This is a genomic window from Caballeronia sp. PC1 (assembly GCF_021353155.1).
In the GTDB taxonomy this organism is placed as follows: domain Bacteria; phylum Pseudomonadota; class Gammaproteobacteria; order Burkholderiales; family Burkholderiaceae; genus Caballeronia; species Caballeronia cordobensis.
In genome coordinates, this window is the sequence record NZ_JAJUBH010000002.1 from 728,525 (window position 1) to 742,263 (window position 13,739).

At 65.2% G+C, this 13,739-nt stretch carries 14 protein-coding genes; 1 reads left to right on the forward strand and 13 read right to left on the reverse strand.

Translation table 11 applies throughout. The annotated features are described in order from the left end of the window. Positions 1–36: 36 nt before the first annotated feature. From LY284_RS19165 to LY284_RS19185, 5 genes are all read right to left on the reverse strand, one after another. Positions 37–954, reverse strand: a complete 918-nt coding sequence (locus tag LY284_RS19165; protein ID WP_233387629.1) for a LysR family transcriptional regulator — start codon at positions 952–954, stop codon at positions 37–39. Beyond that, the gene (locus LY284_RS19170; protein ID WP_014250936.1) at positions 954–1,340 is read right to left on the reverse strand and encodes a PaaI family thioesterase; all 387 of its coding nucleotides are present in this window, start codon (positions 1,338–1,340) and stop codon (positions 954–956) included. The genes LY284_RS19165 and LY284_RS19170 overlap by 1 nt, the downstream gene beginning before the upstream one ends. A 299-nt stretch (positions 1,341–1,639) precedes the next feature. Next, the gene (locus tag LY284_RS19175; RefSeq protein WP_014250937.1) at positions 1,640–1,831 is read right to left on the reverse strand and encodes a hypothetical protein; all 192 of its coding nucleotides are present in this window, start codon (positions 1,829–1,831) and stop codon (positions 1,640–1,642) included. A 261-nt stretch (positions 1,832–2,092) separates the two neighbouring features. Further along, the gene (locus LY284_RS19180; RefSeq protein WP_233387630.1) at positions 2,093–3,265 is read right to left on the reverse strand and encodes an FAD-binding oxidoreductase; all 1,173 of its coding nucleotides are present in this window, start codon (positions 3,263–3,265) and stop codon (positions 2,093–2,095) included. A 7-nt stretch (positions 3,266–3,272) separates the two neighbouring features. Next, positions 3,273–4,772, reverse strand: coding sequence for an aldehyde dehydrogenase family protein (locus LY284_RS19185; protein ID WP_233387631.1), 1,500 nt, complete (start codon positions 4,770–4,772; stop codon positions 3,273–3,275). A gap of 245 nt (positions 4,773–5,017) precedes the next feature. Here LY284_RS19185 and LY284_RS19190 point away from each other — a divergent pair, with 245 nt between their 5' ends. Further along, positions 5,018–5,650: a helix-turn-helix domain-containing protein gene (locus tag LY284_RS19190; protein ID WP_233387632.1), complete on the forward strand. Its 633-nt coding sequence runs from the start codon at positions 5,018–5,020 to the stop codon at positions 5,648–5,650. A gap of 5 nt (positions 5,651–5,655) precedes the next feature. Here the strand turns inward: LY284_RS19190 and LY284_RS19195 are convergent, their stop codons facing one another. The 8 genes from LY284_RS19195 to LY284_RS19230 all read right to left on the reverse strand — a co-directional run bounded on the left by LY284_RS19195 (position 5,656) and on the right by LY284_RS19230 (position 13,616). Then, positions 5,656–7,086, reverse strand: a complete 1,431-nt coding sequence (locus tag LY284_RS19195) for a cytochrome P450 (RefSeq protein ID WP_233387633.1) — start codon at positions 7,084–7,086, stop codon at positions 5,656–5,658. Positions 7,087–7,161: 75 nt separating this feature from the next. Further along, complete coding sequence (locus LY284_RS19200; protein WP_233387634.1) at positions 7,162–7,446, reverse strand: type II toxin-antitoxin system RelE/ParE family toxin; 285 nt, start codon at positions 7,444–7,446, stop codon at positions 7,162–7,164. Beyond that, positions 7,443–7,640, reverse strand: a complete 198-nt coding sequence (locus LY284_RS19205) for a hypothetical protein (RefSeq protein ID WP_014250943.1) — start codon at positions 7,638–7,640, stop codon at positions 7,443–7,445. Before LY284_RS19205 ends, LY284_RS19200 begins: the two co-directional genes overlap by 4 nt. 83 nt (positions 7,641–7,723) lie before the next feature. Then, on the reverse strand, positions 7,724–8,578 hold the full coding sequence (locus LY284_RS19210) for an IclR family transcriptional regulator (protein WP_077158512.1): 855 nt from the start codon (positions 8,576–8,578) through the stop codon (positions 7,724–7,726). A 73-nt stretch (positions 8,579–8,651) separates the two neighbouring features. After that, positions 8,652–9,476, reverse strand: coding sequence for a sugar phosphate isomerase/epimerase (locus tag LY284_RS19215; RefSeq protein ID WP_233387635.1), 825 nt, complete (start codon positions 9,474–9,476; stop codon positions 8,652–8,654). Between the two features lie 20 nt (positions 9,477–9,496). Next, positions 9,497–10,108 carry an NIPSNAP family protein gene (locus tag LY284_RS19220; protein ID WP_233387636.1) on the reverse strand — a complete coding sequence of 204 codons (612 nt, stop codon included), beginning with the start codon at positions 10,106–10,108 and terminating at the stop codon, positions 9,497–9,499. Beyond that, positions 10,105–11,844 (reverse strand): FAD-dependent oxidoreductase, encoded by a 1,740-nt coding sequence (locus LY284_RS19225; RefSeq protein ID WP_233387637.1) that lies wholly within the window; start codon positions 11,842–11,844, stop codon positions 10,105–10,107. The genes LY284_RS19220 and LY284_RS19225 overlap by 4 nt, the downstream gene beginning before the upstream one ends. After that, positions 11,841–13,616 (reverse strand): FAD-dependent oxidoreductase, encoded by a 1,776-nt coding sequence (locus LY284_RS19230; RefSeq protein ID WP_233387638.1) that lies wholly within the window; start codon positions 13,614–13,616, stop codon positions 11,841–11,843. Before LY284_RS19230 ends, LY284_RS19225 begins: the two co-directional genes overlap by 4 nt. Between the last annotated feature and the right edge of the window lie 123 nt (positions 13,617–13,739).

Sequence of the window (13,739 nt, forward strand, 5' to 3'; positions counted from 1 at the left end):
TTCGCCAAACGCGAACGCTCGCGGGGATTTTGAAAGCTAGCCGCGCGCTTCGACGGTGCGCAGATGATCGAACAGCAGCCGGCTCACCGGCGAGAGCGCATCCGAATCGCGCACGACGATGACGAGACTGCGCGCGGCCCATTCCTCATTGAGCGCTACGGCGGCAATTCCGAGCTGGCGGCCCATCGCTTCGAACACTTGCAGCGGCAGCACGCCCACGCCCATGCCGGCCTGCACCATGCGGCAAACGGCGTCGAAACCCGGTACGTGGATGCGCAGCCGCAGCGCGCGCCCCGCCTGACGCGCGGCGAGATGCGTGCGCATGTTGATGGAGCTGGCCGAGTGCAGGCCGATGTGATCGAAATCGAGCGTGTCGGCGAACGCCACGCTTTCGCGATGCGCCAGCGGATGATCGCCCGGCGTCACGATGCACAGGCGGTCGTGCCGGTAATGCGCGCTTTCGAGGCCGCGCGTGTCGGCGTCGCCCGAGCAGATGCCGAGATCGACGAGACTGTCCGCCACGCCTTCGACGATGCCGCCGCTCGGCCTTTCCTCCAGATCGATCTTGATCTGATCGTGCATGGACGAGAACGCGCGCAGGTCTTCGGGCAGGAATTCGACGATCGCCGACAGATTCGCCATCATCCGCACGTATCCGCGCACGCCGCTCGCGTGCTCCGCGAGTTCGATGCCGATGTTCTCGACATCGCGCAGCACGCGCCGCGCGTGATGCAGCAGCGTTTCGCCCGCGGGCGTCAGATCCATGCCGCGCGCCTTGCGCTCGAAAAGCACCGCGCCGACCGCCTGCTCCAGTTCGAGCAGCCGCTTGCTCGCCGCCGACACCGCGATCGCCTCGCGCTCCGCCGCGCGCGTCAGCGTGCCTTCCTCGAACACCGCCAGAAAGAGCTGCAGCGTCGTGAGATCGAGCCGTCTGAGAAGATTTCGCGTGGCCATCAGCGCGCGTATTTGAAGGTGCCTTGCGCGCTGGCGATCATCACGCGGCCGTCGATCCACGCCTCGCCGCGCGCGAAGTACACCGAGCGGCCTTGCCGTTCGAGAAAGCCCTTCGCGACGACCTGATCGCCGATGCCGCGGTCCAGGTAATTCACCGTGAGCGAGAGCGTGAAGCCGTGCACGGGCGCGGCGCCCGTCGTGAAAAGACCCGCGTAGCCGCAGGCCGCGTCGAGCAGCGTGGCGATCGCGCCGCCTTGCAGAATGCGCTGCCGGTTCAGATGACCGGCATGAATCGGCATCCTGAATTCGGCGTAGCCCGCCCGCCATTCGGTGAAGACCGCGCCAAGCGCTTCGAGAAACGGATTGTCGAGATCCAGATTCGCCACCTTTGCTCCTGATATCGCCTCGTTGCGAGCGATTGTGCCATCGGTGGGGGCGGGCTGCCGAACGCGGGTGGACCGTGGCGACGCACGGCAAACATGAAAAAACCCGCACGCGGCGGGTTCGATTTACACGGCGTCTTCTGTCAGATAACGCACACACACGGCTGCATTACCGAATGAATATCACCGGCATTACTCGGTTCATGAGGTCGCGTCATGAATCACGCCATGCGCGTCATCTCTCAAGTTTATGCGCGCGATGACAAACCGTGTCAGGCGCGCAACACACTGTTTTAAGGCGTTCAGTTATAGCCGCGAATCACGCAGGAATTTTTTTCCTCTTCGGTTTTGGCAAAACGTCCGCAGATCTCCGCGACATATTCTGGCGCCGCCGATACCTGTGTGGAACGGTGCGACACGGGAACGCTCGTATCGTGAGGCATTTCGCCTTCATCGATCCAGGCATAGTAATGCGCGCTTGTATTGGCTTCCATGTTTTGTCTCCTTTCGTTAAAGCGCGAAAAAGCGTTTGATGGTTCCAGAATGCGCTTCTCGAAGGCGGCTGGCCCTAGTGGATTTCATTAATGGACGCAGCCCGATTGCATGACGATGATGATAAGAATGCCCGTTCGAAACGCACCGGCAAACCGGTCTCAATGCGCTTGTCTATTCCGTAGCTAAAAAAATGCCCGGTTCGGGACCGGGCAGACTTAAATCATCGATTATGGAAAAGGCATTCGCCGGTCTTTTATCTGTTATACGACATTCTTTTCGATGAACGGGCGGCCTTCGAGCACACGCGTCCAGTCGAGGGGCGATAAATCCAGCGTCTCGTAGCGTCCGTGCAGGATGAGTTCGCTCACGCCGCGTCCCGTCGCCGGGCCTTGTTGCAGCCCGTGTCCGCTGAAGCCGTTCGCGAAAATGCAATTCTCGACGTCCGGGTGCGCACCGATGATCGCATTCTGGTCGAGCACGTTGTATTCGTAATAGCCGGACCAGCAGCGCTCGACGCGCAGCGCCTCGAATTCCGGCACGCGGTGCGCGAGCGTCGGCCAGATCACATCGTCGAACAGCGCGTGATCGACCTGATCGAGCGGCAGGTCGTCGGGGTCGTTGTCCGCCGAGGGCGACGTGCCGCAAATATACGTGCGCCCCTCCGGACGGAAGTAGACGCCGCTCGGATCGATCAGCAAGGGCGCGCGTTCGAGCTTCGCGGGCGACGACACGTTGAAAATGCTGCGCCGCCGCGCATACACCGGAATCTCGACGCCGAGCATCGCCGCGACGCCGCGCGCCCACGCGCCCGCCGCGTTGACGAGGACATCGCACGCGTAGGTTTCGCCGTTCGCCGCGCGCACGGCCGTGGCGCGCCGGCCCGCGCGCTCGATGCCGACCACTTCCGTCGGCACATAACGCGCGCCGAGCGCTTGCGCCTTGCGCCGCAACGCCTGCACGAGGCCGTAGCCATCGAACCAGCCTTCGCCGCTTTCGCCGAACGCGCCCGCCGCGAGATCCTCGGTATTCAGCCACGGGAAGCGCGTCTGCAATCTTGCGGGATCGAGCAGGCTGATGTCCGCGCCGAGTTCGCGCTGCAACGCGTGATTCTCGCGCAGCGTCGCCTCGCCCTGCGCGGTCGCGAGAAACAGATAACCGCCCTCGTGCAGATCGATCGACGGACGCTCGCCGTCCACTTCGAGCCGCTCGCCGACCGATCGCAGGAACTCGATACCGAAGAGCGACATGCGCACGGAAAGCGGCGTGGAGAACTGCTGCCGGATCGACGCCGCCGAAAGCGCCGACGACGAGCACGCGTAAGTCGGATCGCGCTCGATCACCGTGACCGGCACGGACGGATCGGCCGCGCGCAGAAAATACGCGACCGAACTGCCGATCACCCCACCACCGACGATGACAACGCCTGGACTCACCGTGCCCTCAGCCGAGATTGAAGTCGATGCCCTGCGCGAGCGGCAATTCCGACGAATAGTTGATCGTGTTGGTCGCGCGGCGCATGTAGGCCTTCCACGCGTCCGAGCCCGATTCGCGGCCGCCGCCGGTTTCTTTCTCGCCGCCGAACGCGCCGCCGATTTCCGCGCCGCTCGGCCCGATGTTCACGTTGGCGATGCCGCAATCGCTGCCCGATGCCGACAGGAAGCGCTCCGCTTCGCGCAGATCGGTGGTGAATGTGCACGACGACAGGCCGTGCGCAGCGGCGTTGTTGGCGGCGATGGCGTCATCGAAATCGGAATAGCGCATCACGTAGAGAATCGGCGCGAAGGTTTCCTTCAGCACGACCTCCGTTTGCGACGGCATTTCGACGAGCGCGGGGCGCACGTAATAGCCGTTTTCGTGCCCCTTCACGCTGACGCGCTCGCCGCCGGACACTTTGCCGCCTTCGCCCTTCGCCTGTTCGAGCGCGTCCTGCATGCGCGCGAACGCCTGCACGTCGATGAGCGGGCCCATCAGCACGCCCTGCTCCAGCGGATTGCCGACCGGCACTTTCGCGTAGAGGTCCTTCAGGCGCGCGACGGTCTCGTCGTAGATGCTGTCATGGACGAACAGACGCCGCAGCGACGTGCAGCGCTGCCCCGCCGTGCCGACCGCCGAAAAGAGAATGCCGCGCAGCGCGAGATCGCGGTTCGCCGTGTGCGACACGATGCCCGCGTTGTTGCCGCCGAGTTCCAGAATCGAGCGGCCGAAGCGCTGCGCCACCGCGACGCCGACCTTGCGGCCCATTTCCGTGCTGCCGGTCGCGCTGACGATGTCCGAGCGTTTGTCCGCGACGAGCGCCGCGCCGACTTCGCGTCCGCCGACGATCAGCGAAGCGAGGCCTGCCGGCGCGGAGCCGAATTCGTCGATGGCGTCGCGCAGAATGCGATCGACCGCGAGCGCGGTGAGCGGCGTTTTTTCGGACGGCTTCCACACGACCGCGTTGCCGCACACGAGCGCGAGCGCCGCGTTCCACGACCATACCGCGACCGGGAAATTGAACGCCGAGATGATCGTGCACACGCCGAACGGATGCCACGTCTCGGCCATGCGATGCCCGGGGCGCTCGGACGCGATCGTGAGGCCGTACAACTGACGCGAGAGGCCGACGGCGAAATCGCAGATATCGATCATTTCCTGCACTTCGCCCAGACCTTCCTGGAGAATCTTGCCCGCTTCGAGCGACACGAGGCGGCCGAGCGCTTCCTTTTTCTCGCGCAGGCGATTGCCGAGCAGCCGCACGAGCTCGCCGCGGCGCGGCGCGGGCACGTTGCGCCACGTGGCGAACGCGGTGCGCGCGGCGCCGAGCGCGGCATCGACGTCGGCGGTGGTGTGCTGTTTCACCCGGCCGATGATTTCTCCGCTGATCGGTGAAGTGGCGACGAGGTCGCCGTCGGTCACGAGGCTCGCGATGCCGAGGTCGGAAAGAATAGATTGTGCGTCCACGATGAAGTCCTTTTGAAGCGGGTTGTCCCTGGAACGAAGTTTCTGATCGGAAACTTGCGTAAGCCTGGAAACTATACGCGCTGTCCGGGCGGCGGACAACGTGATCAATATTGGGGTTGTCACCAATGCGCGCGGCCTTTTGCGGCGGTAGATTCGGGCAGCGTGCCGGTACGCGCAGTACGCGCGCGCCGTTTGCGCGATGTTATTATCGGAAACAAAAAAAGCCTTCACGACCGCATTTCCCCATGCCCAGCCTCAGCACGAAGAACATGTCCGATCAATCCGCGGCCGACCTCGGACGCCGGGTGAAACGCGCGCGGCTCGCGCAAGACCTGACGCTCGAAACGGCGAGCCGCCTGTGCGGGGTGTCGCGCTCGGCGCTCTCGAAGATCGAGAACGGTCTGATGTCGCCGACTTTCGACGTGCTGCAGAAAATCGTGCGCGGTCTGCGGATCGATCTCGCCGAGCTGTTCGGCACCGCGCCCGCACCGAGCGCAAGCGGCCGGCGCGCGCTCACGCGCCGTGACGAAGGGCAGCGCCACGCGTATCGCGGCTATCAGATGGAACTGCTCGCCACCGAGCTCGCGCACAAGGCGATGCTGCCGTTTCGCATCCGCATTTCGGCGCACACGCTCGACGCCTTCGACGACTGGGGCCGCCACGAAGGCGAGGAATTTCTCTATGTGATCAGCGGCAGCCTGTGCCTGTATTCGGAACTCTACGCGCCGACGCATCTGAACGCGGGCGACAGCATCTACTTCGACAGCCGCACCGGCCACGCGGCCATCTCGACGAGCGAGGAAGACGCCGAAGTGTTGTGGATGGCGACGGGCGGCGGCGTGCCAGTCGCGCCCGCCGATGTCGCGGATGCGCGGTAACGCCGCTATCGCAGGACGAGACGCATCGGCATTTCGCTCGGCACCGAGACGAAGGCGCAGATCTCGTGGATATCGGCGGGATTCGTCGCCAGTTGCGCGATGAAGTTTGCGGTCAGCATCGATACGACGAGCCGCATTTCCACCGCCGCCAGGTGCCGCCCCGGACAGACGCGTGGCCCCGCGCCGAATTGCAGATACGCGCGCGGCTCGTGCGCGCCTTCGCGATACTGGTCATGCAGCCATCGGTCGGGATCGTAGCGGCGGGGATCGGCGAAGTTGTGCGGATCGAGCATCGCGGGCCGGTTCAGGAGGAACATCTTGGTGCCCGCGGGCAAGCGCACGCCTTGAAGACGCACTTCTTCGAGCGGCTCCAGCGACAGATACGGCGCGATCGGATGCAGCCGGCTCGCCTCCATGCACACGGCTTCGCACAGGTCGAGCTCGCGCATCGCGGTGTAGTCGGGGCAGACGGCCGAGCCGCCGAGCACGCGCCGTGAGTCCGCGGCGACGCGCGCCTGCAAGGCGTCGTCGGTGCCGAGAAAGAGCAGCGCCCATGCAATCGACGTCGCCGTGGTGTCCTCGCCCGCGACGAGCATCGTCAGTACGTTGGCGGCGACTTCGTCGTCGGTGATGCCGGAGCCGGGCGCATCGCGCATGGCGAGCATCGCTTCGAGCAGATTCTGCGGCGCGGCGCTTTCGCGCGTTTGCGCCGCCTGCTCGCGCATCCGCGCACGCGTGCGCGCCATCAGTTCGCGGATATGGCGATGCACGGCGGACATGGCTTCGTCGAACTTGCGGTCGCGCGGAAACTTCACGTAGTGCCAGTACGCGAACGGCGCATTCACGCGCGACATCAGCATCGGCAGGAGCATCGCGAGTCTTTCCTGGATCAGCACGCGCTCGTTTTCCAGCGTGTTCGGATCTTCGCCGAATGCAAGCGCGCTCGTCACATCGACCGTGAAGCGCTTGAGGTCCCCGGTCATGTCGACCACGCGGCCCGCGCGCGCCGCAGCTTCCCAGCGTCGCCGCAGCCGCTCGGCGATCGCGGCGAGTGTCGGATAGAACGCCTTGATATGCGGAATCGAGAGCGCCTGCATCACGAGACGGCGCTGCGGCTCCCATGCCGCGCCTTCGATCGAAAAGAGCCCGTTGCAGCCGAACTCCCTGAGAATATTCTCGATGGGCGCATAGCGGCGATAGCGATGCGGCCGCTCGCGCAACACCGCGTGCGACAGCTCGATATCGTTCCAGACCGTGACGGGCGTCGTGCCGAAGCGGAACACGTAGGGCGTGCCGAGTTCGTCGGCCCAGCGCTCCAGCGTCAGATGATGCGTGGCGGGCGGCAACTGGTGCAGATTGCCGACGAGAGGCAGGCCGCGCGGCGACGGTAAATCGTCGACTTCGCGTAAGGGCGCGCCGACGGACGTCGCGTTCATGATCGGCCTGGCGAGGGCTGGGTCTTTTGAGGATAGTGCAGATGGGACGCGCTATCCGCAGCGCGTCCGGGTGATTTACTCAAACGGATAGCACTGTCGCGAATGCAAGACGTTGAGCACCTCGATGCGATCGGCCATGACAGCGTAGACGATGATGTAATTGGGATGAACGACTATTTCACGCGTGCCGGACATTCGGCCGCTTCGATAGAGATACGGCTCGATGGCGGCGGATTCGGGTGCTGCTTCGATTAGATTTTTGAGTGTGCGCGCGGCAGTAGGGCTACGTTCAGCGATGTACCGGATTATCTCCAACAGGTCGAGGCGCGCGGTTTGAGTCCATACGACTTGCAGCGTCAAGCAGCCCTCGACCTATGGCGTTTCTCGGCTTCCGAGATGATCTCTTCCATCTCGGCCATAACCTGAGCATGCGGAATCCGCGGCCGCGTATCGGCCATCGAGCGCCGTACTTTCTCGCGAAACCACTGATCATAAGCCTCGGCTTCCTCGACAGTGGCGAATTCGGACACGATGGGATCGAGCGGAGTGGGCATTTCAAATTCTCGTTTCATGATGAAAACGATGATAACGCAGCCATTTCCGCCGCGTCACCTCGTCCGTTCGGCCTAATCCGGCGTCAAACAGCGCTGACGTTCTTCGCCTTCGACTTGCCAGACACCTTTTCAGCGGGCGCTTCCAAGCTCACAGCCGGCCGCTTGAAATACGGCGAGCTCAGCGTCGCCGCGCCCATATCCGACGCGGCTTCGAGCAGGGCCGGCGCAAGCTCCTTCAGCCGCGCTTCCGGCAGGCGGCTCGTCGGGCCCGCGAGGCTCACGACGCCTACGACCACGCCCGTCACCGGATGATGAATCGGCGCGGCCATCGACGTCATGCCGGCTTCGTAGGTCTCGCTCGCGATGCCATAACCCCGTTTGCGGGCCGCGTGCAGATCGGCGAGAAACTGCTGGATGGTCTTCGGCGCCCGCGGCCCGCCCTGTCCGGGCTTGCCCAGTCCGCCCTGCTTCGACACGAGTTCGAGCGCTTCCTCGTCCGATAGCGACGACAGCCATGCCTGCCCGCTCGCCGTGCAATGCAGCGGCGGCTGACTGCCCATGTCCGGATCGTAGCGCAGGCCCGATTTCGCGCCCTGCGCCTTGCCGACGAACGTAATGTGATCGTCCTCGACCACGCCCACGCGCGCCAGTTCGCCCGACTGCGCCGCGAGCCGGTCGAGCACGGGCTGCGACACGTCGAGCACGCCGCCCGTCGACAGATAAATGAGCGCGAGCGACACGAGCTTGAGCGCGAGCATGTACTCGCCGTGATCCTCGTCCTGACGGACATAGCCTTCGTCGATCAGCATCGCGAGCAGACGGTGCGTGCCGCTGCGCGGAATGTTGAGCGTGTCGGCGATGGCGGCGAGCTGCATGCGCCCGCCGTTTTTCGCCAGCAGCTCGATGATCGACAACGCCCGCTCCAGATTTCCCGCCATGTGTCAGTCTCTCGAAGTTCCGATGATTCGGAATGAGAACACGATTCCACCTCGGAATTCAACCGGCCGCGCGTCAAAGTTCGGCGTATGCCTCCCGAAGCACCGCGAGCGTCGCCTCGCGCAGGCGCGTCGCCCGGGTGAGCGCGTCCGCGGTCTTCGCCCACGCGTTCATCGGCACTTCGATGGAAAGCGGCAGATCGTCGGGCAGCGCGCGCAGAATGCCGGCCAGATCGAGCCCGCCCTCGCCCGGAATCATCCGCTCGGCGCGCGCCTGATACAGCAGCGTGTCGAGATCGGCGGGCCGTTCGGCGGGCGCGTCGCAAAACTGCACGTAGCCGAACCAGTCGCGCGGCAGCTCGCGCAGCGTGTGCGTCGACGAACCCGCGCGGTCGAAATGAATCGGATCGACGATCAGTCCCGTATTCGCGCGCGCCGCCGCCTTCACGATGCGCGCGCCCTGCACGATGTCCTTTGCGTCGGTCCACGGCATCGGCTCCAGCGACGGCGACAAACCGTACGGCTTCGCGATATCGCACAGCGCGGCGAGCCGCTCGGCCGTGCGCGCCTCGTCCGGATCGTTGCCCGCGACGAGCACGTAACGCGCGCCCAGCTCGGCGGCGGTGGCGAGCATCGGCTCGTAATCGGCGACGTTCGTATCGGGCCTGAGCCGCAGGATTTCGGCATCGAGCACGCCGATGCCGGTGTCTCTCAAAACGGCGAGCGTTTCGCGCTTCATCGGCGTCGCGCCGACGATCTCGTGCCGCACTTCCGTGTCGGTCGCGGGCAACAGCCGCAAGCCGACGAAATCGTAGCCCGCCCGGGCCGCGCACTCGACCATCTGCGGCGGCGTCAGTTCGAGAACCGTCAGTGCGGACAAGGACAGCTTGCGTCGTGACATCTGCGTCGTCTCCGTGAGGGTTAGCGCAGCGGCGAGAACGGCGCGGGCACGTAGATGGTCGACTCCATCGTCGTGAGATGGGCCGGTCCGCCCTTGGGCGGCCAGATGCCGTCTTTCACGGCATCGGCGCGAATGCGCGAGCGCTCCTCCACGCTCTTGTACGGCCAGATGTTGAGAAAACGCGGCACGGTGCCGTCGAGCGCATACATCGCGCCGATGAGCGGCGAGCGCTTCGTGCGCTCCGGCACGGCGTTTTTCCACGCGTCGATCGTATGTTGCAGGCTCGCGAGCTTGGTGCCATAGACGCGCATCTCGTAGATGCCGCCGTGCACGGCCGGCTCGATCGGCGGGAGAAACGGGAACAGCGCGTAGCTGTTCACTTCGACATCGGTGATGAACTCGCCGCAGCCGAACGGGTTGCCTTCGAGCAGCAATCGCTGGCGTTCCCTGATCAACGCCGCTTCGGATTCGAAGCCGCGCAGCACCATCACTTTGCCGAGCGCGCCGATATCGGAATACCAGCAGCCGAGCAGCTTCGCGCCGGGCACGTCGCCACTTGCCAGAATGTTTTCGAAAACCTGCGCGTTCGCGCCGATTTTCACCGTCAACGTGACTGTGTCGTAGATCGTCATTGCAGCGTCCTTGCCTGTTTGAAGTTCGAGAGATTGGTGATGTTTTCGTCGACGTCCGGCGACGCCAGTTCGAGGCCCGCGAGATAGCCGAAAGTCATCGCGGGCCCGAGCGTGATGCCGCCCGCCGGATAGTGGCCGCCCATCATGCTCGCGGCGTCGTTGCCGACCGCGTAGAGGCCGGGAATCGGCGCGCGCGCGTCGTCGAGCACGCGCGAACGGGCATCCGTCGCGAGGCCGGCGAAAGTGCCGAGGCTGCCGGGCACGATCTTCACCGCATGGAACGGCCCGTCGGCGATCGGTGCGAGGCACGGATTCGGTGCGTGCGATGCATCGCCCTGCACGCGGTTGTACGGCGTCGAGCCTTTGTGGAATTGCGGATCGAAGCCGTCTTTCGCGTAGCTGTTGTACGTGGCGACGGTATCGGCGAGACCGCGCGCATCGATGCCGCATTGCGCGGCCAGGGCTTCGAGCGTCGGCGCGGATTTCAGATAGCCCGAGCGCTCATATGGCTTGAGCGGAAACGGAAACGGCTTCGCGAAACCGAGCCCGTAACGCCGCTGAAACCGATGATCGCAGACGAGCCACGCGCACACTTCCTCGCCCGGTGGCGTCGTGCCGATCAGCGAGGAGATGAAGTCGTAATACGACGACGCCTCGTTCGTGAAGCGCCGCCCCGCGCGCGTCACGGCGATCACGCCCGGCTTCGCACGCTCGATGAGATGCGGAAACGCAGCGGCCTCGCCCGTGCGCTTCGGCACGAGCGACACGGGCGCCCACGCGGCGGGCGCTTCGAGCGATGCATCGAAATGCGCGCCCGCGTCCTCGCCGATGCGAATGCCGTCGCCGGTATTGCTGCGCGGCGCGGCGGACCAGTGCGGCATCGTTGGAAACGTGCCGGCCTGACGCGTCGCGTCGTGCGGATAGCCGCCGCACGCCAGCACGACGCCGCATCGCGCGCGCACCGCATGCATCACGCCGTCGATCTCGACGCGCGCGCCCGTCACGCGATTCGCCTCGCGCAAGAGCGAGACCGCCTTCGCGCGCGTGCGCAGATCGACGCCGCGATCCGCCGCCGATTTCAACAGCCGCGCAACGAGCGCGTTGCCGTTCACGAGATGCATCGAGCGGCCGTAGCGCAGCCTGTGCCAGGCGAACGCGGCGAAGCGCATCGTCACGTGCCACGTCGACTTCGCGTCGCGCGTCGCATTGAGGAAATGCGCGAGATCCTGTCCCGACGCGATCGCCATGCCTTTGATCGTCACTTCGGCCAAAGGCGGGCGCAGCTTGCCGATGAGCGGCCCGAGCTCGCGGCCATCGAACGGCATCGCGCAGACCGAGCGACCGCCCGTGGCCGCGCCTTGCGCCGTATGAAAATCGGGAATGCGGTTGCCGTCGATGAAACGCATCGACGTATGACGCTCAAAGAATTCGACCATGCGCGGGCCGTGCTCGATAAGCGCATCGGCCTTGGCGGCGTCGTAGTTCGCGCCGAGCTCGTTCTTCAGATACGTGCGCGGCACACTTTCGTCTTCCACGATGCCCGCGCGCGTCGCGAGCGGATTGCGCGGAATCCACATCCAGCCACCCGACCACGCCGTCGTGCCGCCGAACACGTCTTCCTTCTCGCAGACGAGCACGGACAAGCCCTGCGTCGCCGCCGTGACCGCGGTGGACAAACCGCCCGCGCCGGAACCCAGCACGAGCACGTCGCATTCGAGAATCGGTTCGTGTTTCATCGGGCGGGTACGTGCGTGTCGCATTCGAGCGGAAGTGTGAGCGCTGCGCTCGCCGGTTGCTTCGCGCGCGCCGCCGCGTGCCGCGCCGCGAGATAGCCGAACGCGAGACCGGGCCCGAGCGTGATGCCGGGGCCGGGATAGACGCCGCCCATGACGGACTGCATGTCGTTGCCGCAGGCGTAGAGGCCGCCGATCGGCGCGTCGGCGCGATTCAGCACGCGCGCGTCGGTGTCGGTGACGAGGCCGGTCGCAGCACCGATATCGCCGGGATAGAGCCGCACCGCATAGAACGGCGCCGTTCCGATCGGACCGAGGCACTTGTTCGGGCCGGTCGAGTTAGCGTCGCCATTGGCGTTCTGATACGCCGTCGTGCCGCGCTGAAAATCCGCATCGACGCCCGTTTGCGCATAGCGATTGTTGCGCCCGACGCTCTCCGCGAGCCCATTCTTGTCGATGCCGAGCTTGTCCGCGAGTTGGTCGAGCGTGTTGCCTTCGACGAGATAGCCATCGGCGAGAAACGGCGCGAGTCCCTTTCCGCCCGGACGCACCATGCCGAGGCCGTACTTGCGCAATCCTTCGGAATCCGTCACGAGATACGCGGGCACGGCCGGTGTCGTCTGGTTCGCTTTCTGCATCGCGATGCCGAACAGGTGATACGACGTGTTCTCGTTGACGAAGCGCTTGCCTGCTTTATCGACGGTGATCATGCCCGGCTTGCCGCGATCCATCAGGAAATGCGGAAACACGGCCGTGGTGCCGTCAGCGCGTTTGCGCACGGAAACCGGCGCCCAGAATGCGTTCGACAACGCACCATCGCCGAAGCGCGCGCCCGCCGCGAGCGCGAGATCCTGCGCGCTGCCGCTGTGACCGGGCGCGCCGGGACACCAGGCGGGATCGGCGCCCGGCAGCATCTCGCCGCGACGCTTCGGATGCCGATTGAAACCGCCGCTCGCGAGAATCACACCGCCCTTCACTGCGACGCGCCGCCGTTCGCCAGCATGACCGAGCGTGACGGCTTCGATGCCGTTCGCGCCTGAATGAAGCGCCTCGACCGTCGTGCTCGTCAGCACCGTGACACCGCGCTGAAGCAGCGAATACAGCAAGCGCCCGATCAGCGCGTTGCCCATCACGAGGCGCGTGCCGCGCGGCGAACTCATGCGGTCGCGCGCGTGACGCGCGAGCAGTTTCGCCGCATGCCGCAACGACGCGAACGACTTCGTCATGTTGAGCAGATGCCCGACATCGTCGCGATCGACCATCATGCCGCCGAGCACGGTGAATTCGGGAATCGGCGGACGGATCAGCGAGAACGCACGTCCGAGCTTGCGGCCGTCGAACGGCAGCGGTTCCAGCGCGCGGCCGCGCAACGTCGAGCCCTCGACTTCCGACAGGTAATCGGGATGAAACGGCCGCGCGCGATATTTCACGTCGGAATTCGCTTCGATATGCGCCACGGCTTTCGGGCCCGCATCGAGGAACGCGCGGCGCATCGCGGCGCTGCTGCGCTCGCCGACCGCGCGAGTCAGAAAGGCTTCGGCGTTCGCGGACGTATCGTCGCGATTGACGCTCGCCGCGTGCATCGACGCGGGAATCCACGTCGTGCCCGCCGAGTAGGCCGTCGAACCGCCGACGTATTCCGTGTGCTCGACGAGCAGCACGCGCGCGCCGTCGATGGCCGCGACCAGCGCCGCCGACATGCCCGCGCCGCCCGCCCCGACGACGACCACGTCGAAGGTCTCGTTGGGTCCCAGGTTATCCAGTGTCTCCACCATTCCTCTTTGGCTCCGTTCCGCTCTCTTTAGAACTCGCTTTGATAGTGGAATAGTATTCCAGAAAAGCGGAGCAAGCCAAGCTCTTTTTTGAGACGCCGTTCGATGTGTGACGCGCCTGGGTGA

Excerpts from the sequence above, each read along its gene's own strand:
- LY284_RS19165 (WP_233387629.1), bottom strand. The coding sequence starts at position 954 with ATGGCCACGCGAAATCTTCTCAGACGGCTCGATCTCACGACGCTGCAG.
- LY284_RS19175 (WP_014250937.1), bottom strand. The coding sequence starts at position 1,831 with ATGGAAGCCAATACAAGCGCGCATTACTATGCCTGGATCGATGAAGGC.
- LY284_RS19190 (WP_233387632.1), top strand. The coding sequence starts at position 5,018 with ATGCCCAGCCTCAGCACGAAGAACATGTCCGATCAATCCGCGGCCGAC.
- LY284_RS19195 (WP_233387633.1), bottom strand. The coding sequence starts at position 7,086 with ATGAACGCGACGTCCGTCGGCGCGCCCTTACGCGAAGTCGACGATTTA.
- LY284_RS19205 (WP_014250943.1), bottom strand. The coding sequence starts at position 7,640 with ATGCCCACTCCGCTCGATCCCATCGTGTCCGAATTCGCCACTGTCGAG.
- LY284_RS19210 (WP_077158512.1), bottom strand. The coding sequence starts at position 8,578 with ATGGCGGGAAATCTGGAGCGGGCGTTGTCGATCATCGAGCTGCTGGCG.
- LY284_RS19215 (WP_233387635.1), bottom strand. The coding sequence starts at position 9,476 with ATGTCACGACGCAAGCTGTCCTTGTCCGCACTGACGGTTCTCGAACTG.
- LY284_RS19220 (WP_233387636.1), bottom strand. The coding sequence starts at position 10,108 with ATGACGATCTACGACACAGTCACGTTGACGGTGAAAATCGGCGCGAAC.
- LY284_RS19225 (WP_233387637.1), bottom strand. The coding sequence starts at position 11,844 with ATGAAACACGAACCGATTCTCGAATGCGACGTGCTCGTGCTGGGTTCC.
- LY284_RS19230 (WP_233387638.1), bottom strand. The coding sequence starts at position 13,616 with ATGGTGGAGACACTGGATAACCTGGGACCCAACGAGACCTTCGACGTG.